This is a genomic window from Kitasatospora sp. NPDC093679, assembly GCF_040683455.1.
Lineage (GTDB): Bacteria > Actinomycetota > Actinomycetes > Streptomycetales > Streptomycetaceae > Kitasatospora > Kitasatospora arboriphila.
The window spans coordinates 1-22,590 of sequence record NZ_JBFBDW010000062.1; the positions used below are offsets into that span (position 1 = coordinate 1).

Here is a 22,590-nt window from a genome sequence, read left to right on the forward strand (position 1 = left end):
ACGGCGGAGAGCAGCGCGTGCGTGTACGGGTGCCGGGGGGCCTCGTAGAGCGACTGGCGGTCGGCGATCTCGACGATCTTGCCGAGGTACATCACCGCGACGCGCTGCGAGAAGTGCCGCACGACGGCGAGGTCGTGGGCGATGAACAGGAACGCGATGCCGAGGTCCTTCTGCAGCTGCTGCAGCAGGTTGACGACCTGGGCCTGGATGGAGACGTCCAGCGCCGAGACCGGCTCGTCGGCCACGATCAGCTTCGGGTTCAGCGACAGCGCGCGGGCGACGCCGATGCGCTGGCGCTGGCCGCCGGAGAACTCGTGCGGGAAGCGGTTGTAGTGCTCCGGGTTGAGGCCGACCGTCTCCAGCAGCTCCTGGACGCGCCGCTGGACGCCGCCGGGCGGGTTGATCCCGTTGATCTCCATCGGCGCGGAGATGATCGAACCGACGGTGTGCCGCGGGTTCAGCGAGGAGTACGGGTCCTGGAAGATCATCTGGATCTCGGACCGGATCGGCGCGAGCTCCTTGCGCGAGGCGTGCGTGATGTCGCGGCCCGCGTAGGAGATCGAACCGGCGGTGGGCTCCAGCAGGCGGGTGACCAGCCGGCCGGTGGTCGACTTGCCGCAGCCGGACTCGCCGACCAGGCCGACCGACTCGCCGGCGTGCACGGTCAGGTCGACGCCGTCGACCGCGTGGACGGCGCCCACCTTGCGCTTGAACAGGAAGCCGTCCATCACCGGGAAGTGCTTCTGCAGCCCGGTGATGGTCAGCAGCGGGTCGGTCGAGGCCGGGGTGCCCGACGCGGACTTGTCGAGGGTCAGCTCGTTGCTCATGGTGTCTCTGCCCGTCCTGTCAGCCGAGCCGCGGCTGGATCTGATCGATGAAGATGTCCTGCTTCTGGGCCGCCGTCAGGTGGCAGGCGGTCGCGTGGCCGGCCTCCGGGAGGAGGGCCGGGCGCTCGGTGGTGCAGCCGCCGCCGACGACCTTCTCGCGGAAGTCGCAGCGCGGGTTGAACGGGCAACCGGACGGCAGGTGGATCAGGCTCGGCGGGGTGCCGCGGACCGGCCGCAGCGGAACGTCGACCGGGCCGGAGAGGTTCGGCATCGAGGAGAGCAGGCCCCAGGTGTACGGGTGCTGCGGGGTCTTGAGGACCTCGCGCACCGTGCCCCGCTCCACCGCGCGGCCCGCGTACATCACCATGATCTTCTGCGCGGTGTTGGCGACCACGCCGAGGTCGTGGGTGATCAGGATGATGGCGGTGCCCATCTCCTGCTGCAGGTCCTTCAGCAGGTCGAGGATCTGCGCCTGCACGGTGACGTCCAGCGCGGTGGTCGGCTCGTCCGCGATGACCAGCTTCGGGTTGCAGACCAGCGACATCGCGATCATCGCGCGCTGGCGCATGCCGCCGGAGAACTGGTGCGGGTAGTCGTCCACGCGCACGTTCGGCTGCGGGATGCCGACCTTGGTCAGCATCTCGATGGCCCGGTCCCGGGCCTCCTTCTTGGAGGCGCCGGTGTGCTTGCGGAAGGTCTCGCCGATCTGCTTGCCGATCGTGTGGAACGGCGACAGGGCGGTCAGCGGGTCCTGGAAGATCATCGACATCGTCTTGCCGCGGAGCTTCTCCAGCTCCTTGGTGGGCGCGCCCACCAACTCCCGGCCGGCCAGCTTGATCGAGCCGCTGATGTCGGTCTTCTCGGGGTTGTGGAGGCCGAGGATCGCCAGGTTGGTGACGGACTTGCCGGACCCGGACTCACCGACGATGCCGAGGGTGGTGCCCGGCTCCACGTCGAAGGAGAGGTTGTCCACGGCCCGGACCACGCCGTCCTCGGTGCTGAAGCGGACCGAGAGGTCGCGGACTGAGAGGAAGGCGGTGCTGCTGCCGCCGCCGGCGGCCGCCTCCTCGGGCTTGGCCTGGGTGGTCATGGACTGGGCTCCTCGGTGCGGTACGTGAGGTGGGAACTGCGGTTGCGGCCAGGGGGTGCGGCCGTCAGGCCAGACGGATGCGCGGGTCGATCAGGGCGTACGCGGCGTCGACCACGATGTTGAAGACGACGATCAGGGCCGCGGCGACCATGGTCACACCGACCAGCATCGACAGGTCGGAGTCGACGAAGGAGCCGATCGCCAGCTGGCCGAGGCCGTGCAGGCTGAACGTGGTCTCGGTGATGATCGCACCGCCGAGCAGGACGCCCAGGTCGATGCCGAAGACGGTGACGATGGTGCCCATCGCGCCGCGCCAGGCGTACCGCATGAAGACCGAGGTGCCCGACATGCCCTTGGCCCGGGCGGTGCGGACGTAGTCCTCGGTGAGCTGCTCCACCATCGAGGAGCGGGTCATACGGGTGTAGTTGGCGGTCCAGATCAGCGAGAGCACGATCCACGGGACGAGCAGGCCGGTGAACCAGCCGAGCGGGTCCTCGGTGAACGGCACGTAGGTCGGCTGCTGCATCAGGTCGGTGCTGTAGACCAGCGCCCAGAGCGCGAGCGGACCGGCGACGTAGATCTGCATCGAGGTGGCGACCAGCGAGGCGGCGCTGGCGACCTTGTCGAGGGCCTTGCCCTGCTTGTGGGCGGCCAGCATGCCGGTGCCGATGCCGAAGATCAGGAAGACCACGGCGGAGCCGACGGTCAGCGACAGCGTGGTCGGGAAGCGGTCCAGCAGGGTGTCGAGCACCATCTCCTGCTTGACGAAGGAGTAGCCGAAGCAGGGCGCGTCGCAGTGCGGCAGCGAGCCGGGCAGGTCACGGCCCACGAAGATCGCGCTGAGCCAGTGCCAGTACTGCTCGGGCACCGACTGGTCCAGCCCCATGGTGTGCCTGATCAGGGCAAGGTTCTCGGGTGTGCAGACCTTGCCGCAGGAGAGCCGCGCCGGGTCCGCCGGAATGGCGAAGAAGAGCGCGAAGGTGACCATGCTGATGATCAGCAGGATGACGAGGGCGCCGAGGGAACGGCGGACTAGGAAACGGAGCATGGGGTCGGGCTCTCCTGATCGGGGCGCCGGCTGCGGGTGCGGTGGCGAGCAGAGGGCGGGTGGGGCTTCGGGTGGCCAGAGTGGTGGGGCACCGGCTGTGGTACCGGCCGGTGCCCCACCGAGGGCTACTGCGTGGTGCCGAGGACTACTTGACGTAGATGTTCAGCGGCGACTGCAGACCGAACAGCGTGTCGAACTTCACGCCGCCCAGGCCCGAGCCGTACAGGCTCAGCGAACGCTGGTACACGTCCGGGATCGAGACGGCCTTCTCCTGGAGCTTCTTGTCCAGCGCCGCCCACGCCTTGCCCTGCTCGATCGGGTCGGCGATCTTGACCGCGGCGTCGATCGCGGAGTTGACCTCCGGGTCGTTCAGGTGCGCGTAGTTGGAGGCACCGTCGGCGATCGCACGGCCGTCCCACACCGGCTGCAGCGAGGTGTAGCCGGTCGGCCAGTCGGCGCCCCAGCCGCCCCAGTACAGGTCGTACTCGTTGTTCACGAGGCCGATGGCGTCGTAGTAGGTCTTGGCGTCGAGCGGCTTCGGGACGAACTTGAAGCCGGCCGCCTCCAGGGCGACGCGGATCGCCTCGGTGACCTTCTGCTGGACCGGGGTGTTGTTGTAGGCGTAGACGATGGTCTGGCCCACGGCGTTGGCCTCGGTCAGCAGCTTCTTGGCCGCCTCCGGGTCGCCCTGCGGCTTCTTGAGCGTGTCGAAGACGTCGCTCTTCTCGTAGCCGAGGGTGGTCGGGCTCATGTAGGTGGTCGCGTAGTCACCGTAGCTGGTGCCGCCCTGGATCTGGCGGGTCTGCTGGTGCGGGAACGCCTTGATGAGCGCCTCGCGGACCTTCTGGTCCTTGATGCGGGTGTTGTTGATGAAGTAGTAGTCGACGTACGGGGTCAGGCCCTCGAGCGTGCGGGGCTTGAGCTTCGCGTCGGCCTTCACCTGGTCGATGAAGCTGGTGTGGACCTGGTTGTGGAAGCTGAAGGCCAGCTTGTCCGCGCCGTTGTCCGCCATGAAGCGCTCGGTGGACTGCTGCGCCTGGACACCGAACTCCATGTGCCACTTGTCCGGGTAGGCGTTCCGGATCGGGTCGGTGGCCGGGTCCCAGTTGGGGTTGCGGACCAGGTCGAGCGACTTGTCGGTGACGTGCTCGGCGATCTGGTACGGGCCGGAGGAGAACGGCTTCTTGTCGTACGCCTCCTTGGTGTCCTGGGCCTTCGGGACCACGCCGTAGCCGGTCATCGCCAGGGTGAAGTTGGCGTCCGGGTGGGCGTCCTTGAAGGTGAAGACGATGGTCTTTGCGTCGGGCGCCTGCACGGCGTCCAGGCCCTTGCCGTCGTACGGGCCGGGGTAGGCCTCGCGGTACTTGTCGCCGGCCAGCCACTGCTGGATGTAGACCGGGCCCGACTTGATGAACGGCGCGAAGGTGCGCTCGATCGAGTACTTGACGTCGGCCGAGGTGATCGCGGTGCCGTCCTGCCACTTCACGCCGTCCTTCAGCGTGAACTTCCAGGTCTTGCCGCCGTCGGTGGTGGTACCCGTGTCGGTGGCGAGGTCGCCGACCAGCTTCTGGGTGCCGTCCGGCAGGTACTTGTAGCCCGTCAGCTGACGGGTGAACAGCAGCGAGACCTCGCTGTTGTAGTTCAGGTAGATCTGGGCCGGGTCGAGGTGCGAGAAGTCGTCGCGGTCGATCATGTTGACCGTGCCGCCCTTCTTCGCGTCGGGCTCGGCGACGGCAGGGCCCTTGGAGTCGGCGGCGGTGCCGACCGAGATGCTGGTCGCCTTCACCGGCTCCTTGGAGGCGCCGGAGGCGGCACCGTCGCCGTTGGAGTGGCCGCTGGAGCACGCGGTGGTGACGGTCAGGGCCCCGGCCACCATGATGGCGGCGGCGAGCCGCCGCGACTTGCGAGCGTTCATCTTCATCCTGCCTGTGGAAGGTGTCTGCATTTCAGTTGGGTGCCCGGGGCTGGGGTGCCCATCCCCCCGGAGTCTTTGGGGCTGCTCGGTGCCCGCTGGTGGGGTCAGCGGTTGGCCTTCGGGTCGAATGCGTCCCGGACGGAGTCGCCGAGCAGGTTGAACGCGAGGACGAACAGCACCATCGCCAGACCCGGGAAGATCAGGAAGGTGATGTCGGTTCGCAGGTACTGGGCCGCGTCGGCGATCATGCGGCCCCAGTCGGGGGTGGGCTCGGTGACACCGACGCCCAGGTAGGACAGACCGGCCTCGGCGGTGACGAAGGCGGGGAGCGCCAGCGTCGACTGGACGAGGATCGGCGTCCACAGGTTGGGGAGCAGCTCCTTGAAGATGATCCGGGCCGGGGAGGCACCGGTCACCTTCGCCGCCTCGATGAACTCCCGCTCGCGCAGCGACAGGGTGGTGGCGCGCAGGATGCGGGCCAGCGACATCCAGCCGAGCAGCGAGAGGACGATCGTCACCGCGGTGAAGGACAGCCAGGTCGGCTGCTTCTCGTTGTCGGCCACCAGCAGGCTGGTGACGACCGGCATGGTGGCGATCAGGAAGATCTGCGACGGGAACGACATCAGGATGTCGATGACGCGCCCGATCAGGTAGTCGGTCTTGCCGCCCAGGTAGCCGGCCGCGATGCCGAGCGCCACACCGATGACGGTGGTCAGCGCCGAGGTGACGACGGCGATCAGCAGCGAGGTGCGGATGCCGTAGATCAGCAGCATGAAGATGTCGCGGCCGAGCAGCGGCTCGAGGCCGAACCAGAAGTCGCCGCTCATACCGCCGTTGGGGCCCATCGGCAGACCGGAGTCGGTCAGCAGGCCGTCCGCGTTCTGGCCGTAGTGGGTGACCGGGTCCTTGCCGTAGACCATCGAGATGACGGGGGCGAGGAGGGCGACCACCAGGAAGCCCAGCACGATCACGGCGCTGACGACGCCGGTGCGGTCACGCAGGAAGCGCCGCCACATGAGCTTGCCCGGGGAGAGGCCCCGGAAGCCAGGATCTGACGGAGCGTCGGCCGTGCTGGTGGCGTCGAGGTCCGACGTGGACCCGACCAGAACGCTGTCGTCGTCCGTCGTGGCCCCGGTAGGCGTCGTCATGGTGCTAAAGCTCCCGACCGTGGTCTGTGTGCAGCAAGGAGAAAAAGTTGGATGCACGGACTCTTGCAAGTCGTTAATCGAACGTCAAGAGTTCCTCACTTCGCGGACGCCCATTTCTTGCTTCGTGCTGCAATGTCAACCACTTCGTAGTGCGGAATCGCTTGACATGCCCTCTGTGAGACGGTCAAAAGCGGACATAAAGCTGCATAGCGTGTTCACGCGTCCGTAACGTGCCGGGGTGGCATCCGCTATGTGGACGCCGAATCCGCCAGCGCCAACGGTCGATGCGCGTAGACCTGTTGTCCGTTTTGGGCATTCCCGGGCGAATTGTCGACGGTGTTGCACCGTCCGATAATCGGACACTAGTGTTTTGCGGTAGGCGGGTCGAATATTTGGGCATCCCCGGGGTGTGCCGCCGTGCAATTCGCCCCCGCTCTTGGATGGCAAATTCACGCCACTGGCGAGTATTCGCCGTGCATTCTTCTCCGGCTACTTCTGGAAGCCGATGTCCTCGTAGACCGGGTCGGACAGGCCGGGCGCGCCCAGGTTGGCGACCGCCCGCCGCACGGCGTAGATCGCCGGCCGCTGGTACAGCGGGATGAGGCCGGCCACCTGCCACGCCTGTTCGTCGGCCCGGTTGATGGCCTCGTAGCCCTCCTTGGCGGTCTCGCCCGACGCGGCGTCAGCGATGGCCTCGTCGAGCGCCTGGCTGCCCACCTGGGAGACGTTCCCGCCCGCCCCCTGCTGGAAGGTACTGGCCAACGAGGTTGCGGGGAAAGGGGTTCCGGTGATGTCGAGCAGCGTGAGGTCGAAGTCGTGCCGGTTCACGTACGTGGCGAGGAAGTCGGCGTTCGGCACCTTCTGCACGGTGACCTGGATCCCCGCGAGAGCCAGCATCTCCAGCACCTGGGTGCTCTCGGCGGCCGCCACCTGGCCGGTCTGCGGCACGACCAGACGGAGCGTCAGCGGCTTGCCGTCCTTGCTGCGCATCCCGAAGCCCGGCCGGTCCCAGCCCGCCTTGTCGAGCTCGGCGTCCGCGGTGTCCACGTCGTACTGGCTGAGTCCGGCCGAGTTGTCGCGGTAGCCGTTCTGCCCCGGCACCAGGAAGTGGTTGTTCATCGGGGTGTACGCCCAGTCCAGCCCCTTGAGGCCGGTGCGGGCGATGGACTCCCGGTCGATCGCCCGCAGCACGGCCCGCCGCACCGCCGGATCGGTCAGCTGCGGGCTGCGGCCGTTCAGCACCAGTGCGCGGACGTTCGAGCCGCCGGCCTTGCGGATCTCGCCGGTGCCGACCTCCGCGGCGCGGTGGTAGGCCGTGGCGTCCGGGCCGATGTCGAAGTAGTCCACGCTGCCCCGGGCGAAGGCGTCCGCCATGGCGCCCGGGTCCATCGCGCGGAAGACGATCCGGTCCAGCAGCGGCTTCTCGCCCCACCAGCCCGGGTCGGCCTCCAGGGTGACCGTGCCGGTGGCGCGGTCGATCCCGGCCGGCCGGAAGGGGCCCGCGGTGGCCGGGATGCGGTCCGCCCAGCCGGTGTTGAACTGCTCGGGGGTGCCCGCGTGCGCGGCGGGCAGCAGCGGGGTGTCCGCCGCGTTGTTGAACATCGACTGCCACTCGGAGAACCGGGTGCGGAAGACCATCACGGCCTGGAAGTCGTCCTTGCCGCGGGTGACCGACTCGACCCGGTCGAAGCCCGCGGCGGCCGCCGTCCGGTAGGCCGGGTCGGTGCCGTTCAGCGCGCGCCAGGTGGCGGCCAGGTCCCGCCAGGTGACCGGGGTGCCGTCGGACCAGTGCGCCTTGGGGTTGAGGGTCCAGGTGACCGTCTGCCGGCCGTTCTCGGTGCCGCTCACCGCGTCCAGCAGGAACGCCTTGTTGGGCGTCTGGGTGCCGCCCGCGTCGGAGTGCCAGAAGCTCGGCAGCAGGGCCTTCATGACCGCCGTGGTGGCCGGCTCGGCGCCGTCGACGTGCAGCGGGTTCCACTGGGTCGGCAGGCGGTCCACCGCCCACTGCAGGGTGCCGCCCCGCTTCAGCGCCGTCCGCGGCCGGGGGTTGGTGGCTGACAGCGTCATCCGCTGCGTCCCGCCGTCCATGCGGGCGCCGCCGTCGGATCCGGCCGGCGGTTCGCCGCTGCTCGCGCAGGAGCAGAGGGCGAGCGCCAGGGCGGCCGCCGACGCGGTCAGGGCGAGCGGGAACCGGGGTCTGGTCACGAGGGTCTCCCAGCGGGGCGGTGCGGCGGGGGCGGCCGTCTGCGCGGGTTGGGGCGGCTCGGCTGGGGGCACATCCTGCTGACCGGGCGCGCGCATTGTCGACCGGGTCCCGATCAAGGATTGGTAACGCGGTGCGGGAGGCGGCCAGGACGGGTGTCTTGCCCGGTTTTGCCCCGCCACTGGCGAGTAACCGCCAGAACGCCGCGGAGGCCGGGCCCGGACCGGCGGGTGCCGGCGGGCCCGGCCTCCGGGGCCGTGCGCGGGGTGGACCGGCCGGGAGCGGCCGGTCCACGAGGACCTGCGGGGATCAGGCGGGGAAGGTGAAGACCCGGTCCCTGCCGGACTTGTCGAGCACCGAGGCGATGCCGTCGGCGACGTCCTGCGGGGTGATCGGGACGAGCGCCCCGTTCTTGCGGGTCTTGGCCTTGTCGAAGACGCCGTTCAGCGCGGTGTCCAGCTTGTCCAGGTCCCAGGTGAGGACGACCTTGCCGGAGGCGTCCGGGGCGAGGGTCAGCGCCCTGCTGGCCGTCAGCTTGCCGAAGTCCCACTTCAGCTTGCCGGCCTTCAGCGTCACGTTGCCGTTGAGGACCTGCTTGCCGAGCGAGGCCGCGGCCGCCTTGAGGGCGTCCTCGCCGACCTTCGGCTGGGCCGCGGTGAGCGTCAGCGCGACCTCGCCCTCGGGCTGCCCGGCCGCGCGGTTGCGGTACGCCTGCTCGACCTGGGCCGCGGCCGCCGCGGAGTCCAGGCCCTGGCCCGCCTTGCCGGGGACGACCTCGGTCTGGCCGGTCTCGGTGAAGCGGACGAAGCCCTCCTTGACGCCCTGGCCGGACTTCGCGGCCAGCTCGTCCAGCGCGGCCTTCAGCTTCGACTGGTCGACCTTGACCTCCGGCGCGACAGCCTTGGTGCCGCCCGCGAGCGAGCCGATCACCTCGACCGGGTTGTAGCTGTGCTTGGTCAGGCCGTCCACGGTGCCCGTGGTGTCGAAGCTCAGACCGGCGGTCGCCGGGTCCAGACTCAGCGCCTGACCGCCCAGCTTGAGCTTGATCGGCTCCTTGCCGGTCTTGGCCACCGAGTCGTCGAGCGCGCTCACCGCCTGGTCGCGGGTGTCGCCGCCGATGTCGGTGCCGAGCACGGTGGTGCCCTTGGGGATGTCGGCCTGGTTGAGCATCAGACCGGTGCCGTACGCGGCGGCGCCGGCGAAGAGCACACCGCCGACGGCGTAGCCGGCCAGCTTGCGGGCCTTGCCGCGCTTCTTGGGCGCGGGTTCGGCGGACTCGGCCTTCGGGGGCACCGGCTTGGGCGCCGGGGCCGGTGCGGGCGCGGCCTCCGCGGCGGCGGGGGCCGGACGTCCCCGGTCCGGAGCGGCGGCGCCGAACGCGCCGCCGAACGGGTCGGGCTGTGCGGGCGCCCCGCCGAACGGGTCGGCGAACGGGTCGGTGGCGGCCGAGGCCGGGCCGGGCGCGAACGGGTCCGCGGGCGCGGCGAACGGGTCGGGCTGCGCGGGCGCCCCGCCGAACGGGTCCGCCGGACCGGCGAAGGGATCGGCCGCCGGGGGAGCCGAGCCGAACAGGCTGGCGGTCGGCACACCGGGTATCGAGCCGCCCGGGCGGCCCTCGTCGCGGATCGGCTCGAACCCGCCGACCTGGGTGTCCTCGGGCTCCGGCTGGGCGGCGCCGGCCGCCCGGCCCGCGGCGAACGGGTCGGCCGGGCCGGTGCGGAACGGGTTCTCCTGCACCGGGGCGGGGCCGAACGGATCGGCGGGTGCGCGGCGCGGCTCGCCGCCCGGCGCACCGGGGGCGGCCGCCGGGCGACCCTGCGCGGGCCCGGCGAACGGGTCCGCGGCGAAGCGCCCGGCCGGGCGCTGCCCGCCGCCGTCCGGACGGCCCTGCGAGGGCGCGGCGAACGGATCGGCGGCCGGCGCGGCGAACGGGTCCTGCGGAGCGCCCTCGGGGCCGCCGGCGAACGGCGAGGCGGGGGCGCCACCCGGCCGCGGCGCGCTACGCCGCTCGCCGGGCACCGGTCCGCGCGGACCGGGAGGGGCCGTCTGCGGCCCGCCCTGGGCGGCCGGCCGGGGCGCGCCCGCGGCGGGACGCGGAGCACCCGGGGGAGCGGCCTGCGGGGCGGCCTGGGCGGCGGCCGCGGCGGCCTGCGGGCCCGGCTGCGGCGCCCCGCCCGGGGCGCCGGCCGGCACGGGGGCGGGCCCGGCGTCCTGGCGGCCCTTCTGGCGCGGACGGAACCAGGCGCCGGTGGACTCCGACTCGCCGGCGCCGTCGGGGCGGCCCTGGCCGCCGGTGGCGCCGCCGGCCGGGCCGCCCTGGGGGCCGCCCTCCTGCCACTCCGGCGGCAGGTTCGCCGGGGCGTCGGCGGTGCCGGCGTCGACGAGGCCGAGGACGGGGGAGCCGGTGCCCTCGGAGCGCGGCCCGGGCGCACCCGCCCCGGCCGCGGGCTCCTCGTTCTTGACGGGGCTGCGCACCACGACCGGCGGGATCGGCCGGGAGCCGGGGATGTTGATCCGGATCCGGGTGGTCAGGGTGGTCTCGGTCTTCGGCACCTCGTCGGCCGCGGCCTCCGGGGTGCCGGGGCCCCCCTGGGCGGCGGTGCCGAAGGGGTCGTCGTTGCGGCCGTGCGCGAACGCGGCGGCGCCCGGCAGTCCGGTGCCGTACGGCGGGGTGCCGGAAGGGTAGGCGTCCGCCCCGTCCGCGGTGCGGCGGCCGGGGTTGGCCCCACGGGGCGACGGGTACGCGCTGTCAGATTCGCGGCTGCTCAATGCTGCTCTGCTCCGGGTTCGCGGCCGCGCCGACGGGCGGCGGCCGCGGGTTGTGGGACGTCCCTCCGCGTGCGGTGCGGCACCGCGCTGCGGACCGGACGGACCCTCCGACACCAGCTTCTTCACGTGTTGGCTGAGACGCCGCCGCCGCCACGCGACTGGGGCGAAGGTACCTTCCCGCCCTGCGTCCGAGGCATCCGGGGCTGTCGTTCCCCGGCCGATCGGACCGGAGGCACCCGCACCGGCACCACCATACTGGGAAGCGCCGGGAGCCGGTCCGGATCGGAAAGAAGCCGATATGTCCGATAATTCCGCTATCGGGCTATGCGCGGGGGTCCTTGACGGGCCGTTGCCGAGCGTCGCCGGCCGCGCCGGAACCGAGGGGCGTTTGGGTCGGCAGCGTCGCGCAGACCACCCCGGCGACCGCGCCCGCGAACAGGTAGAGGTACGAGGTCAGACCGGCAGCCAGGACGAAATCGCCCTCCGGGCGGGGCGCCATCATCACCATCAGCACGGCGAACCAGCCGGCCAGCGGGATACCCGCGCCGAGCTTCGTGCCCGTCAGCCGGAGCCCGCCGTAGAACACCCCGCCGGTCGCGCCCAGCGCCAGCAGCACGCCGAACGGGGGCCACAGGGCCTGCACGAACGCTCCGCACAACGAGACCGCGGCCCCCACGAGGAACAGCGCCACGTAGGCCGCCACCCGGAAACCTCGCGGCGGCAGCGGCTCGGCCATGCGCTCCGAGCGGGTGCCCAGCACCACCTGCAGCGCCTTCACGGCGCCACCCCGGCGAAGAGGTCCGTCTCCGGCAGTTCCCCGCCCGGCTCGCCGTGCACCAACTCGTAGTACTCGGTGGCCAGCAGCGGCTGCCCCAGGTCGTTGCTGAGCGCGAAGTACCGGCCGGCCACGGTGATCTGCGTCGCGTGCGCCCGCATCGCGGCCGCCTTCGCCCCGGCGTACGCCGTCCCGTCCAGCACCGTCGTCACCACCGCGTCGTCCACCACGCCGGGCACGTCGCCGGTGGCGGCGGTGCCGGGGAAGACCGCGGCGTCGGCCGTCTCCTTCAGCCCCTGCTCGATCACCGAGCGCGGCATCCGGTTGTAGTAGACCTTGGCGATCCGCCAGGCCTCGCCCAGCTCCGGGCGGTGCGCCGGGTCCGCGGCCAGCTCGTACGCCCGCAGCGCCACCCGGTGCGCCTGGACGTGGTCGGGGTGGCCGTAGCCGCCGTTCTCGTCGTAGGTGACCAGCACCTGCGGCCGGACCTCGCGGACCACCGCGACCAGGTGGTCGGCGGCCTCGTCCGGGTCGGCCTGCCAGAAGCAGTCCGGGCGGTCGTTCTCGGCGACGCCCATCATCCCGGAGTCGCGGTAGCGGCCCGGGCCCCCGAGGAAGCGGAAGTCGGCGACGCCGACCGCGCGCATCGCCGCGGACAGCTCGCCGATCCGGTGCTCGCCCAGGGTGTCGTCCCGATCGGCCGTCAGGTGGGCCGACTCGGGCGGGATCACCTCACCGCCCTCGCCGAGGGTGCAGGTCACCAGCGTGACCAGGGCACCCTCGGCGGCGTACCGCGCCATGGTGGCTCCGTTGCCGATCGATTCGTCGTCGGGGTGCGCGTGCACCAGGAGCAGGCGGCGGGGCGGGCGGTCGGAGGCTGCGGTCATGGCCGTCAGCCTAGCGACCGCCGGTCCGTCAGAGCTTCAGGCCATTGATCATCCCTGCCACGTTGCTGGTGACCTCCTGGATCGACGGCGCGATCGAGGTGGAGGCGAGGTAGAAGCCGAGGAGCGCGCAGATGATCGCGTGCGCCAGTTTCAGGCCGGACCGGCGGACCAGGACCACCACGATGACCAGCATCAGCACGGCTGCGGAGACGGACAAAGCCATGAGGGCTCACACCCCTTCTCGGGTGCGCCGCCCGGGGCGGGCGGCGGGTCGTGCGGGACGGGCTCTCGATCCGGAACCGGGAAGGAACGGGACGGTCCGGCTCCGTATCGCGATGAGCAACACATACCCGATCGGTGACCCCGGTATTACGTACCGTGAGGTGGGCAAGCGTGGCGCGGAGGTGCTCCGGACGGCCGAACGGCCGGTGGCACACGGCCCGTGGGCCCGCCGGGGGCCGTTGCCCGGGGCTGCTCCGAACGAGTGATCACCGGCGGGGGCAGGCCGTAGGGTCGGGTGCCATGACCACCGAGAACCCTGCGGACACCTTCCCCCGGCAGTACGCGCGGACCCTGCGCTACACCGTCGGCGCGCCCCGCTCCTTCGCCGTCGCACCCGACGGCGGCCGGGTCGTCTTCCTGCGCTCCGGCTCCGGCCGCGACCGCGCCAACAGCCTCTGGACCCTCGACCCCGCCACCGGCGAGGAGCGGGTCGCCGCCGACCCCGCCGCCCTGCTCGGCGGCGACGAGGAGCACCTCTCGGCCGCCGAGAGGGCCCGCCGCGAGCGCAGCCGCGAGGGCTCCGCCGGCATCGTCGGCTACGCCCTCGACGCCACCGGCTCGCTCGCCGCCTTCGCCCTCTCCGGCCGGCTCTTCGCCGCCGACCTCGCCGCCGGCACCGCCCGCGAACTGCCCGCCGAGGGCCCGCTGCTTGACCCGCGGCCGGCCCCCGACGGCAGCCACGTCGCCTACGCCACCACCGCCGGCGCACTGCGCGTCACCCGCACCGACGGCGGCGGCGACCGCGCCCTCGCCGAGCCCGAGGCCGACGGGGTCACCTGGGGCCAGGCCGAGTTCGCCGCCCAGGAGGAGATGGACCGCGACCGCGGCCACTGGTGGTCGCCGGACAGCCGCCGGCTGCTCGTCGCCCGGGTCGACGACACCCCCGTCCGGCGCTGGTGGATCGCCGACCCGGCCAACCCCTCCGCCGCCCCCGCCGAGGTCGCCTACCCGGCCGCCGGCACCCCCAACGCCGAGGTGGGGCTCTGGCTCGTCGACCTGGACGGCGGCGCCCGCACCGAGGTGGTCTGGGACCGCGAGGCCTTCCCGTACCTGGCCCGGGTGCACTGGTCGGCCGGCGGCGCCCCGCTGCTGCTCGTCCAGGCCCGCGACCAGCGCAGCCAGCAGATCCGCACCGTCGACACCGCCGACGGCAGCACCGCCCCGCTCGTCGAGGAGCAGGACGACGCCTGGCTGGAGCTCTTCGGCGGCGTCCCCGCCTGGACCCCGGACGGCCGACTGGTGCGGATCTCCGACGAGAGCGGCGCCCGCGCCCTGCTGATCGGCGAACGGGCCGTCACCGATGCCGCGCTGCACGTTCGTTCGGTCCTCGCCGTGAGCGACGACGAGGTGCTCTTCACCGCCTCCGAGGGCGAGGCGGGCAGCGGCCGCCCGCCCGGCTGGACGGGCCTGTTCCGGGCCGGTGCGGACGGCGTCGCCCCGTTCGGGCCGGACGGCGACGGCGCCGCGGCCGCCGTCCACGCCGGCGGCACCACCGTGCTCTCCAGCGCCTCCCCGGACCGCCCCGGCACCCTCGTCCAGGTGCTGCGGGACGGCACCGCCGTGGCCACCGTCGCCTCGTACGCCGAGACGCCGCTGCTCACCGCCCGCCCCGCCTTCCGCTTCGCCGGAACCCGGCGGATCCCCGCCGCCGTCCTGCTGCCCACCGGCCACGACCCCGAGCGGGACGGCCCGCTGCCCGTCCTCATGGACCCGTACGGCGGACCGCACGGCCAGCGCGTCGTGCAGACGCACAACCCGCACCTGACCTCGCAGTGGTTCGCCGACCAGGGCTTCGCCGTGGTGGTCGCCGACGGCCGCGGCACCCCCGGCCGCAGCCCCGCCTGGGAGAAGTCGATCCGGCACGACTTCGCCGGCATCACCCTCGACGACCAGGTGCACGCCCTGCACGCACTCGCCGAGGAGTTCCCGCTCGACCTCGGCCGGGTCGCGATCCGCGGCTGGTCCTACGGCGGCTACCTCTCCGCCCTCGCCGTGCTGCGCCGCCCGGACGTCTTCCACGCGGCCGTCGCCGGCGCCCCCGTCACCGACTGGCGGCTGTACGACACCCACTACACCGAGCGGTACCTCGGCCACCCCGAGCAGCACCCCGAGGTGTACGACGCCAACTCGCTGACCGCGGACGCGGCCAAGCTGGAACGGCCGCTGATGATCGTGCACGGGCTGGCCGACGACAACGTCGTCGCCGCGCACACCCTGCGGCTCTCCTCCGCGCTGCTCGCCGCCGGCCGCCCGCACACCGTGCTGCCGCTCTCCGGGGTCACCCACATGACCCCGCAGGAGCAGGTCGCGGAGAACCTGCTGCTGCTCCAGGTCGACTTCCTGAAGCGCTCGCTGGGGCTCTGACCCGCACCGGTGTCCTCGGCATGACATCCGTCATGCCGAGGACACGACGGCCCGCACTGCCGCCCGCCCCCCGCTCCGCGCGAGCCTGGTGGAGTCAGCGAAGAGGGCGTCGGAGGGACGGCGGACAGATGGGTACGGGCACGGGGGAGGTCGCGGCCTTCCGGAACGTCAGCAAGCGCTACGGCCGCGTCACGGCGGTGGACGGGCTGGACCTCGTCCTGCGGCCGGGCGAGACGGTCGCGCTGCTCGGGCCGAACGGCGCGGGCAAGTCCAGCAGCCTCGACCTGCTGCTCGGCCTGCGCGAACCGGACACGGGCAGCGTCGAACTGTTCGGCGGCCCGCCGCGGGCCGCGATCGAGGCCGGCCGGGTCGGCGCCATGCTGCAGAGCGGCGGCCTGATGACCGAGGTCAAGGTCCGCGAACTGGTGGCCCTCGCCTGCGGCATCCACCCCCGCGGGCACACCGTCGACGCGGTGCTCGCCGAGGCCGGCATCGCCGAGATCGCCGACCGCCGGGTCGACAAGCTGTCCGGCGGCCAGGAGCAGCGCGTCCGCTTCGCCCTCGCGGTGGCCGGCGCCAACGACCTGATCGTCCTCGACGAGCCCACCACCGGCATGGACGTCTCCGTCCGGCAGGCCTTCTGGGCCGCCATGCGGGCCCAGGCCGCGGCCGGCCGCACCGTGCTCTTCGCCACCCACTACCTGGAGGAGGCGGACTCGGTCGCCGACCGGGTGCTGGTGCTGCACAAGGGGCGGCTGATCGCCGACGGTACCTCCGCCGAGATCAAGGCCCGGGCGGGCGCCCGCCGGGTCGGCTTCGAACTGCACCCCGGCGACGGCGAGGCCGACGAGGCCCTGCTGCGCGCCCTGCCCGGCGTCGCCGGCCTGGAGGTCGGCGGGCGGGCCGGCGGGGTGCGCACCGTGCGGATCCGCGCCACCGACGCGGACGCCTGCGTCGCCGCCCTCTACCGCTCCGGACTGTACCCGCGCGGCCTGGAGGTCACCGGCCTCGGCCTGGAGCAGGCCTTCCTGACCATCACCGAGCAGGCCGCCGCCGACGAGGCGGCCGCGGCCCCCGCGAAGGAGACCGTGCGATGACCACCCTGATCCGGCTGGAGATCCTGCGCACCCTGCGCAACAAGCGGTACCTGATGTTCACGGTGCTCTACCCGGCGCTGCTGTACGTCTTCTTCATCAGCGCCTACAGCGGCGGCGACGTGGCCGGCGGCGTCCCGGCGAAGTCGTACTTCATGGTCTCGATGGCCACCTTCGGCGCGGTCGGCGCGGTGCTCACCGGCTCGGCGCAGCGGATCTCGCTGGAGCGGCGCAGCGGCTGGGTGCGGCAGCTGCGGCTGACCGCGCTGCCCGGGCGGGCGTACACGGTCGGCAAGATCGCCGCCTGTGCGGTGACCACGCTGCCGGCGATCCTGGTGGTCTTCGCGATCGGCGCGGTCGAGGGCGTGCAGCTGTCGGCGGGCCGCTGGCTGGGCCTCGCGGCGGTGCTGTGGCTCGGCAGCTTCGTCTTCGCCGCGCTGGGCGTGGCGCTCGGTTACGCGGCGGCGCCCGACGCGGTGCAGCCGATCGTGATGATCGTCTACATGCTGATGGCGCTGTTCGGCGGCACCTGGTTCCCGGTCGGCGACTCGCTGGTGGCCTTCGCCCGGTTCGACCCCGTCTACCTGTACAACCGGCTGGCCGCCTTCGTGCAGCCCGGCCAGGCACTGGACGGCGTCGCGGTGGCCGGCATGGCCGGATTCCTGGCGCTGTTCGTCGCGGCGGCGGCCTTCCTGTACCGCCGGGACACCCGGGCGGCATGATGGCCGGCATGGTCGACCAGGACAGGCACGCAGGCCCGGCGGAGCCCGGCACCTCCTTCCGGAACATCCCCGGCGCGAAGGTGGAGAGCCGCCGGCAGCTGCTGGTGAAGCTCTGCTGGATGTCGCTGTGGGCGGTCTACCTGGCCTATCCGGTGAAGGACCTGGTGGACGGGCACCACGGCACCGCGGCGACGGTGTTCGGCTGGGCGGCGCTCGGCGTGTACCTCGCCTGCTACCTGTCGCTGGTGGCCTTCCGCTCGATCCGGCCGGGCACCTGGTCCGGGCACTACGCGCTGGTCGTGGTGATGGTCGCGCTGGCCCTCGTCACCCCCTTCGTGCTGGGGGAGGCCTGGCTGACCCTGTTCACCTACGCCTCGGTCTGCATCGCCGTGGTGGTGCCGAACCGGTACAGCGTCGCCGGGGTCGGCGCGGCCACCGCGGCCGCCCTGCTGGTGGGCCTGCTGGTCGACGCCGACAAGGACACCCTGGTCGCGATCGTGGTGCCGTGCTTCCTCTCCGGCCTCGCCATGACCGGCCTGCAGCGGCTGATCTCCACCATGCAGGAGCTGCGCGAGGCCCGGGCCGCGGTGGCCCACCTCGCCGCGTCCGAGGAGCGGCTGCGGCTCGCCCGCGACCTGCACGACCTGCTCGGCCACTCGCTCTCGCTGATCACCATCAAGAGCGAGCTCGCCGGACGCTTCATGGACGCCGGCAAGCAGGAGCAGGCCCGCAGCCAGGTCGCCGACATCGAGAGCGTCGCCCGGCAGTCGCTGGTCGACGTCCGGGAGGCGGTCAGCGGCTTCCGCCGGCCCACCCTGCCGGTCGAGCTCGCCGCGGCCCGCACCGCGCTCACCACCGCCCGGATCACCCTGGACGCCGCGCCCGGCCTCACCGACGCCCGCCCCGGCCTGGACGGCGAGGAGGCCGGCGCGCTCGCCTGGGCGCTGCGCGAGGCGGTCACCAACATCGTCCGGCACGGCACCGACGCCACCGTCTGCACCGTCGCCATGGACGAGACCTGGGAGGACGACGGCCGGCGCTACGCCGTGCTGGAGGTCACCGACAACGGCCGCGGCCCCGGCAAGTCCGGCCCCGGCAACGGGCTGTCCGGCCTCGGCGAGCGCCTCGCCCTGGTCGACGGCCGGCTGGAGACCGGCCCGGGCCCGCACGGCCGGGGCTTCACGCTGCGCGCGCACGTGCCGCTGAGGGCCGTCCCGGCGGCCGCGGCGACCGATAGTGTGCGCGAATGATTCGCGTGCTGCTGGCCGAGGACCAGGGGATGGTGCGGGAGGCCCTCGCCGCCCTGCTGGGACTCGAAGGGGACATCGACGTGGTCGCCCAGGTCGGGCGGGGGGACGAGGTCGTGGACGCGGCCGTCGCCCACGACGTGGAGGTGGCCGTGCTGGACATCGAGATGCCCGGGATGACCGGCATCGAGGCGGCGGGGGAGCTGCGCCGGCGCCGCCCCGGCACCAAGGTGGTGATCGCCACCACCTTCGGCCGGCCGGGCTACCTGCGCCGGGCGATGGAGTCCGGGGCGGACGCCTTCCTGGTCAAGGACGCCCCGGCGGCCGAACTGGCCGAGGCGATCCGCCGGGTGCTGCGCGGCGAGCGGGTGATCGACCCGACGCTGGCCGCCGCGGCGCTCGCCGAGGGCGCCAACCCGCTGACCGGGCGGGAGCTGGACGTGCTGGCGGCCGCCGCCGACGGCTCGGTCAACGCGGACATCGCCCGTCGGCTGCACCTCTCCGAGGGCACCGTCCGCAACTACCTGTCGATGGCGATCCAGAAGACCGGCGCCCGCAACCGGGCCGAGGCGGTGCGGGTCGCGAAGGAGAAGGGCTGGCTGTGAACGCCCGCCGGCCGGCGCCCGGCTCATCCCGCTTGAGGTGGCGTGCGCACCGCGTCAGTTGAGCCGGTGCCGGGCCGCCCGGGCGTCCTGCCGGGCCTTCGCCGCGGCCTCCGGGTCGAAGGCGTCCAGGATCCGCGCGTACTCCTCCATTTCGAGCGCCCCGGCCAGGAAGTCGCCGGTGCGGACGAGGAGTTCGGCGCGCTCCAGGCGCAGCTGGGCGGGGTGCCGGGGGAGCAGCAGGGCGAGCTCGGTGGCCCACAGCTGGGTGCGGGCGTGCTCGGGGCGGTCCGCGGCCCAGGCCCGGATGTTGCCGAGCACCCGCAGCACGATGTCCAACGGCTGTGCGGGGGTGAGGAGTTCGGTGCCGAACTGGTGCCCGGCGGCGGTCACCAGCTGCGCCGCGTCCGACAGGTCGAGCAGCCGGCCGCCGTGGAAGGGGTCGGCGAGGACGTAGTCGTTGCCGCCGGACGGGCCGGCCACCGCGACGATGAAGTGGCCGGGCAGCGCGATGCCGTGCACGACCAGGCCGGCCCGGGCGGCCACGCCCATCCACACCAGCGAGAGCGTGATCGGCAGTCCGCGCCGGCGTCGCAGCACCTCGGGCAGCAGCGAGGACTCCACGCGCCGGTAGTCCGCCTTGCGGCCGTGGAAGCGCTCGCGGCCGCCGAGCACCGCGGCGAGCAGGGCCGCCGTCTCCTCGGGACCGGCCGGTCGCCGCTCGGCGACCGCCCGGCGGACGGCGGCCGCGTGCCGGTCCAGTGCGGCGCCGCAGGCCGTCAGCAGCTCGTCCAGGGTGGGCGGCGGCGCCGGGTCCCCGGGCGTGCCGAAGGTGTGCTCGGCAGCCGCGAGCAGGCACAGCAGCACGGGATCGGGGCGTTCGGCCCGGGCCTCGGCGCGGAAGCGGGATCTGCTCTGCTCGGTCACAGCAGCCTTCGTCGGTACTGAGGTGGCGGGGTGAACGCTACCGCTCGGGGAGCCGGGCGTAGTGGTAAGTGTGACTTGTGGTGAAGCCCAGCCGGTCGTAGAGCGCGATCGCGCCGGCGTTCTCGGCCTCCACCTGCAGGTACGCGCCGCTCGCCCCCTCCTCGGCGGCGCGGGCCGCGAGCACGGCCATCACCGCGGTGCCGAGCCCGGAGCGGCGGGCCGACGGGTCGACCTCGATCGCGGAGAAGCCGGCCCACGGGCCGTCGACGACGGCCCGGCCGATCGCCAGCGGGGCGCCGCCGTCCGGGTCGGGGACGGTCGCGAACCAGACCGAGGGGCCGCCGTGCAGCACCTCGGCAGCGGCCCGCTCCACCGCGGTGTCGGCGCTCACCCGGCGGTAGCGGGACATCCAGCGGGCGTCGGCCGTCCGGGAGAGCCGGACCCGGCCGTGCGACGCGGCGGCGGCCCGGGCGAGCGGGGCGAGCGGCGCGGTGCGGAACAGCGTCTCGGCCTGTCCGGCGCCGAGCCGGGCGAGTTCGGCGGCGAGGTCGTCGGGCGAGCCGGGTTCGAGCACCTCGACGTACGCCGGCAGCGAACGGGCCGCGTACCAGGCGCGGGCCTCGTCCAGCGCCCGTGCGAGCGGGCGGCCGGGGTCGCCGAGGGCCTGGACGGAGTTGGCCCGCCGGGTGAACCCGGCGGAGGCGCGCAGCACCCAGGCGCCGAGCCGCTCCTGCTCGACCGCCGGCCAGCCGCGGGCGGCCGTCCGCTGCAGCTCGACGGGGTCGGCGGCCGGCTGCGGCGCCCGGCGGGCCGGGAAGGGCGGCACCGGCTTGCCCGCGACGAGCAGTTCCTCGGGGAAGACCACCGGCTCGCCGCTGCGGGGCACCACCGCGAGGCCGTTCTCGTCCCAGGATGCGAGCACCCCGATCACATCGCGGAACACCGGCCGTCCGTCGACCAGCTCCGCGATGCGCCGTACGGACACCCGTCGTCCCACGTCAGAGGGGTTCAGACGGACCTCCGGGCGGCCTGTCGCAGGGGCTCTGTCCGCCATCGAGGGCACCTCCTGTGCATTTGCGGTCTCCGACCCGCGATACTAGGGGCGGGCATCGACGACGCCGCGCTCACCCGCGCACGCAAGCAAACAGTTTGGGCCGCCGGCCCTGCCGAGGAGGAACGACAGCGTGACCTACGTCATCGCGCAGCCTTGTGTCGACGTCAAGGACAAGGCGTGCATCGAAGAGTGCCCGGTTGACTGCATCTACGAGGGCGAGCGCTCCCTCTACATCCACCCGGATGAGTGTGTCGACTGCGGCGCCTGCGAGCCGGTCTGCCCGGTCGAGGCGATCTTCTACGAGGACGACACTCCGGAGGAGTGGAAGGACTACTACAAGGCGAACGTCGAGTTCTTCGACGACCTCGGTTCGCCCGGTGGTGCCTCGAAGCTCGGCCTGATCGAGAAGGACCACCCGTTCATCGCGGCCCTGCCGCCGCAGAACGCCGACCACTGACGACACTGATCGGTGACAACTGAGTCGTGAGCACCCATCACACCGCGCGCGCGCCGTTCCCGGGCCACCCGGGGGCGGCGCGCCGCGTTTCCGAGCTGCTTCCGGTCTTCCCGTGGGACCGGCTGGAGCCGTACAAGCGGACCGCCCTCGCGCACCCGGACGGGCTGTGCGACTTCTCCGTCGGCACCCCGGTCGACCCGGTGCCCGAGGTGATCCAGAAGGCGCTGGCCGCCAGCACGGACACCCCCGGCTATCCGACCGTCTGGGGCCCGTCGGAGCTGCGCGAGGCGATCGCCGGCTGGCTGAACCGCCGCTGCGGCGCCGAGATCGGCCCGAAGGCCGTCCTGCCGACCGTCGGCTCCAAGGAGCTGGTGGCCTGGCTGCCCGGCCAGCTCGGCCTCGGCCCGGGCGACCAGGTGGCGTACCCGCGGCTGGCCTATCCGACGTACGAGGTGGGTGCCCGGCTGTGCGGCGCCGAACCGGTGGCGTACGAGGACGTCGACGAGCTCGACGGCTCCCGGGTGCGGCTGCTCTGGCTGAACTCGCCGTCCAACCCGACCGGCCGGGTGCTCGCCGCGGACGAGCTGCGCCGCGCGGTCGCCTGGGCCCGCGAGCACGGCGCGCTGCTGGTCAGCGACGAGTGCTACCTGGAGCTCGGCTGGGAGGCCGAGCCGGTGTCGGTGCTGCACCCCGAGGTGTGCGGCGGCTCCCACGAGGGCCTGCTGGCCGTCCACTCGCTCTCCAAGCGGTCCAACCTGGCCGGCTACCGGGCCTCCTTCGTGGCCGGCGACGAGGTCGTCGTCCGGGAGCTGCTGGAGGTCCGCAAGCACGGCGGCATGATCGTGCCAGCCCCGGTGCAGGCGGCGACCGCCGCGGCGCTCGCGGACGACGCGCACGTGGCCGAGCAGCGGGCCCGCTACGCGGCCCGGCGCACGGCGCTGCGCGGCGCCCTGGAGGCGCACGGCTTCACCATCGAGCACTCGGAGGCCAGCCTCTACCTGTGGGCGACCCGGGGCCGGCCGTGCTGGGAGACGGTGGCGGAGCTCGCCGAGCTGGGCATCCTGGTGGCGCCGGGCGACTTCTACGGGCCGGCCGGCGACCGGCACGTGCGGGTGGCGTTCACCGCCACCGACGAGCGGGTCCGCGCGGCCGTGGCCCGGCTCGGCGGCTGACGCCGGA

19 protein-coding genes are annotated in these 22,590 nt (G+C 73.0%); 7 read left to right on the forward strand and 12 right to left on the reverse strand.

Annotation, left to right across the window (positions count from 1 at the left end; genetic code table 11):
* The 10 genes from AB0O09_RS33290 to AB0O09_RS33335 form a co-directional block, all read right to left on the reverse strand.
* A partial coding sequence (locus tag AB0O09_RS33290) for an ATP-binding cassette domain-containing protein (RefSeq protein ID WP_363548410.1) occupies positions 1-827 on the reverse strand: 827 nt, incomplete at its 3' end.
* Between the two features lie 19 nt (positions 828-846).
* The gene (locus tag AB0O09_RS33295; protein ID WP_344628267.1) at positions 847-1,917 is read right to left on the reverse strand and encodes an ABC transporter ATP-binding protein; all 1,071 of its coding nucleotides are present in this window, start codon (positions 1,915-1,917) and stop codon (positions 847-849) included.
* A gap of 64 nt (positions 1,918-1,981) precedes the next feature.
* A complete protein-coding gene (locus AB0O09_RS33300) occupies positions 1,982-2,965 on the reverse strand; it encodes an ABC transporter permease (RefSeq protein WP_359982300.1) in 984 nt (327 codons plus the stop codon).
* 145 nt (positions 2,966-3,110) lie between these two features.
* A complete protein-coding gene (locus AB0O09_RS33305) occupies positions 3,111-4,880 on the reverse strand; it encodes an ABC transporter substrate-binding protein (RefSeq protein WP_363548412.1) in 1,770 nt (589 codons plus the stop codon).
* Positions 4,881-4,984: 104 nt separating this feature from the next.
* Positions 4,985-6,028, reverse strand: coding sequence for an ABC transporter permease (locus AB0O09_RS33310; RefSeq protein ID WP_359982306.1), 1,044 nt, complete (start codon positions 6,026-6,028; stop codon positions 4,985-4,987).
* A gap of 489 nt (positions 6,029-6,517) precedes the next feature.
* Positions 6,518-8,233: an ABC transporter family substrate-binding protein gene (locus tag AB0O09_RS33315; protein ID WP_363548414.1), complete on the reverse strand. Its 1,716-nt coding sequence runs from the start codon at positions 8,231-8,233 to the stop codon at positions 6,518-6,520.
* 307 nt (positions 8,234-8,540) lie between these two features.
* Positions 8,541-11,000 (reverse strand): peptidoglycan binding domain-containing protein, encoded by a 2,460-nt coding sequence (locus AB0O09_RS33320; RefSeq protein ID WP_363548416.1) that lies wholly within the window; start codon positions 10,998-11,000, stop codon positions 8,541-8,543.
* Between the two features lie 322 nt (positions 11,001-11,322).
* Positions 11,323-11,778: a DUF6113 family protein gene (locus tag AB0O09_RS33325; RefSeq protein ID WP_363548418.1), complete on the reverse strand. Its 456-nt coding sequence runs from the start codon at positions 11,776-11,778 to the stop codon at positions 11,323-11,325.
* The gene (gene mshB / locus AB0O09_RS33330) at positions 11,775-12,662 is read right to left on the reverse strand and encodes an N-acetyl-1-D-myo-inositol-2-amino-2-deoxy-alpha-D-glucopyranoside deacetylase (protein WP_363548420.1); all 888 of its coding nucleotides are present in this window, start codon (positions 12,660-12,662) and stop codon (positions 11,775-11,777) included. Before mshB ends, AB0O09_RS33325 begins: the two co-directional genes overlap by 4 nt.
* A gap of 28 nt (positions 12,663-12,690) precedes the next feature.
* A complete protein-coding gene (locus AB0O09_RS33335) occupies positions 12,691-12,885 on the reverse strand; it encodes a DUF2304 family protein (RefSeq protein WP_030275935.1) in 195 nt (64 codons plus the stop codon).
* Positions 12,886-13,184: 299 nt separating this feature from the next.
* On the opposite strand from AB0O09_RS33335, the gene AB0O09_RS33340 reads away from it, so the two are divergent.
* From AB0O09_RS33340 to AB0O09_RS33360, 5 genes are all read left to right on the forward strand, one after another.
* A complete protein-coding gene (locus AB0O09_RS33340; protein WP_363548422.1) occupies positions 13,185-15,308 on the forward strand; it encodes a prolyl oligopeptidase family serine peptidase in 2,124 nt (707 codons plus the stop codon).
* Between the two features lie 128 nt (positions 15,309-15,436).
* A complete protein-coding gene (locus tag AB0O09_RS33345; RefSeq protein ID WP_363548424.1) occupies positions 15,437-16,405 on the forward strand; it encodes an ABC transporter ATP-binding protein in 969 nt (322 codons plus the stop codon).
* Positions 16,402-17,124: an ABC transporter permease gene (locus AB0O09_RS33350; protein WP_363548426.1), complete on the forward strand. Its 723-nt coding sequence runs from the start codon at positions 16,402-16,404 to the stop codon at positions 17,122-17,124. Before AB0O09_RS33345 ends, AB0O09_RS33350 begins: the two co-directional genes overlap by 4 nt.
* Positions 17,125-17,132: 8 nt before the next feature.
* Positions 17,133-18,374 carry a histidine kinase gene (locus AB0O09_RS33355; protein WP_363548428.1) on the forward strand — a complete coding sequence of 414 codons (1,242 nt, stop codon included), beginning with the start codon at positions 17,133-17,135 and terminating at the stop codon, positions 18,372-18,374.
* Entirely contained in the window at positions 18,371-18,976 is a 606-nt protein-coding gene (locus tag AB0O09_RS33360) for a response regulator transcription factor (RefSeq protein WP_263103795.1), read from the forward strand. The genes AB0O09_RS33355 and AB0O09_RS33360 overlap by 4 nt, the downstream gene beginning before the upstream one ends.
* Before the next feature lie 54 nt (positions 18,977-19,030).
* Here the strand turns inward: AB0O09_RS33360 and AB0O09_RS33365 are convergent, their stop codons facing one another.
* Together AB0O09_RS33365 and AB0O09_RS33370 are read right to left on the reverse strand one after the other, a co-directional pair.
* A complete protein-coding gene (locus AB0O09_RS33365; RefSeq protein ID WP_344626727.1) occupies positions 19,031-19,900 on the reverse strand; it encodes a transglutaminase-like domain-containing protein in 870 nt (289 codons plus the stop codon).
* Positions 19,901-19,937: 37 nt separating this feature from the next.
* Complete coding sequence (locus tag AB0O09_RS33370; RefSeq protein WP_363548430.1) at positions 19,938-20,885, reverse strand: GNAT family N-acetyltransferase; 948 nt, start codon at positions 20,883-20,885, stop codon at positions 19,938-19,940.
* A gap of 199 nt (positions 20,886-21,084) precedes the next feature.
* Between AB0O09_RS33370 and fdxA the strand changes: the two genes are divergently transcribed.
* The gene (gene fdxA / locus AB0O09_RS33375; protein WP_030275917.1) at positions 21,085-21,411 is read left to right on the forward strand and encodes a ferredoxin; all 327 of its coding nucleotides are present in this window, start codon (positions 21,085-21,087) and stop codon (positions 21,409-21,411) included.
* A 26-nt stretch (positions 21,412-21,437) separates the two neighbouring features.
* Positions 21,438-22,583 (forward strand): succinyldiaminopimelate transaminase, encoded by a 1,146-nt coding sequence (gene dapC / locus AB0O09_RS33380; protein WP_363548432.1) that lies wholly within the window; start codon positions 21,438-21,440, stop codon positions 22,581-22,583.
* Positions 22,584-22,590 lie beyond the last annotated feature (7 nt).

Bases quoted from the DNA above. Each gene is read 5' to 3' on its own strand.
- AB0O09_RS33295 (WP_344628267.1), bottom strand. From the start codon at position 1,917: ATGACCACCCAGGCCAAGCCCGAGGAGGCGGCCGCCGGCGGCGGCAGC.
- AB0O09_RS33300 (WP_359982300.1), bottom strand. From the start codon at position 2,965: ATGCTCCGTTTCCTAGTCCGCCGTTCCCTCGGCGCCCTCGTCATCCTG.
- AB0O09_RS33305 (WP_363548412.1), bottom strand. From the start codon at position 4,880: ATGAACGCTCGCAAGTCGCGGCGGCTCGCCGCCGCCATCATGGTGGCC.
- AB0O09_RS33310 (WP_359982306.1), bottom strand. From the start codon at position 6,028: ATGACGACGCCTACCGGGGCCACGACGGACGACGACAGCGTTCTGGTC.
- mshB (WP_363548420.1), bottom strand. From the start codon at position 12,662: ATGACCGCAGCCTCCGACCGCCCGCCCCGCCGCCTGCTCCTGGTGCAC.
- AB0O09_RS33335 (WP_030275935.1), bottom strand. From the start codon at position 12,885: ATGGCTTTGTCCGTCTCCGCAGCCGTGCTGATGCTGGTCATCGTGGTG.
- AB0O09_RS33340 (WP_363548422.1), top strand. From the start codon at position 13,185: ATGACCACCGAGAACCCTGCGGACACCTTCCCCCGGCAGTACGCGCGG.
- AB0O09_RS33345 (WP_363548424.1), top strand. From the start codon at position 15,437: ATGGGTACGGGCACGGGGGAGGTCGCGGCCTTCCGGAACGTCAGCAAG.
- AB0O09_RS33350 (WP_363548426.1), top strand. From the start codon at position 16,402: ATGACCACCCTGATCCGGCTGGAGATCCTGCGCACCCTGCGCAACAAG.
- AB0O09_RS33355 (WP_363548428.1), top strand. From the start codon at position 17,133: ATGGTCGACCAGGACAGGCACGCAGGCCCGGCGGAGCCCGGCACCTCC.
- AB0O09_RS33360 (WP_263103795.1), top strand. From the start codon at position 18,371: ATGATTCGCGTGCTGCTGGCCGAGGACCAGGGGATGGTGCGGGAGGCC.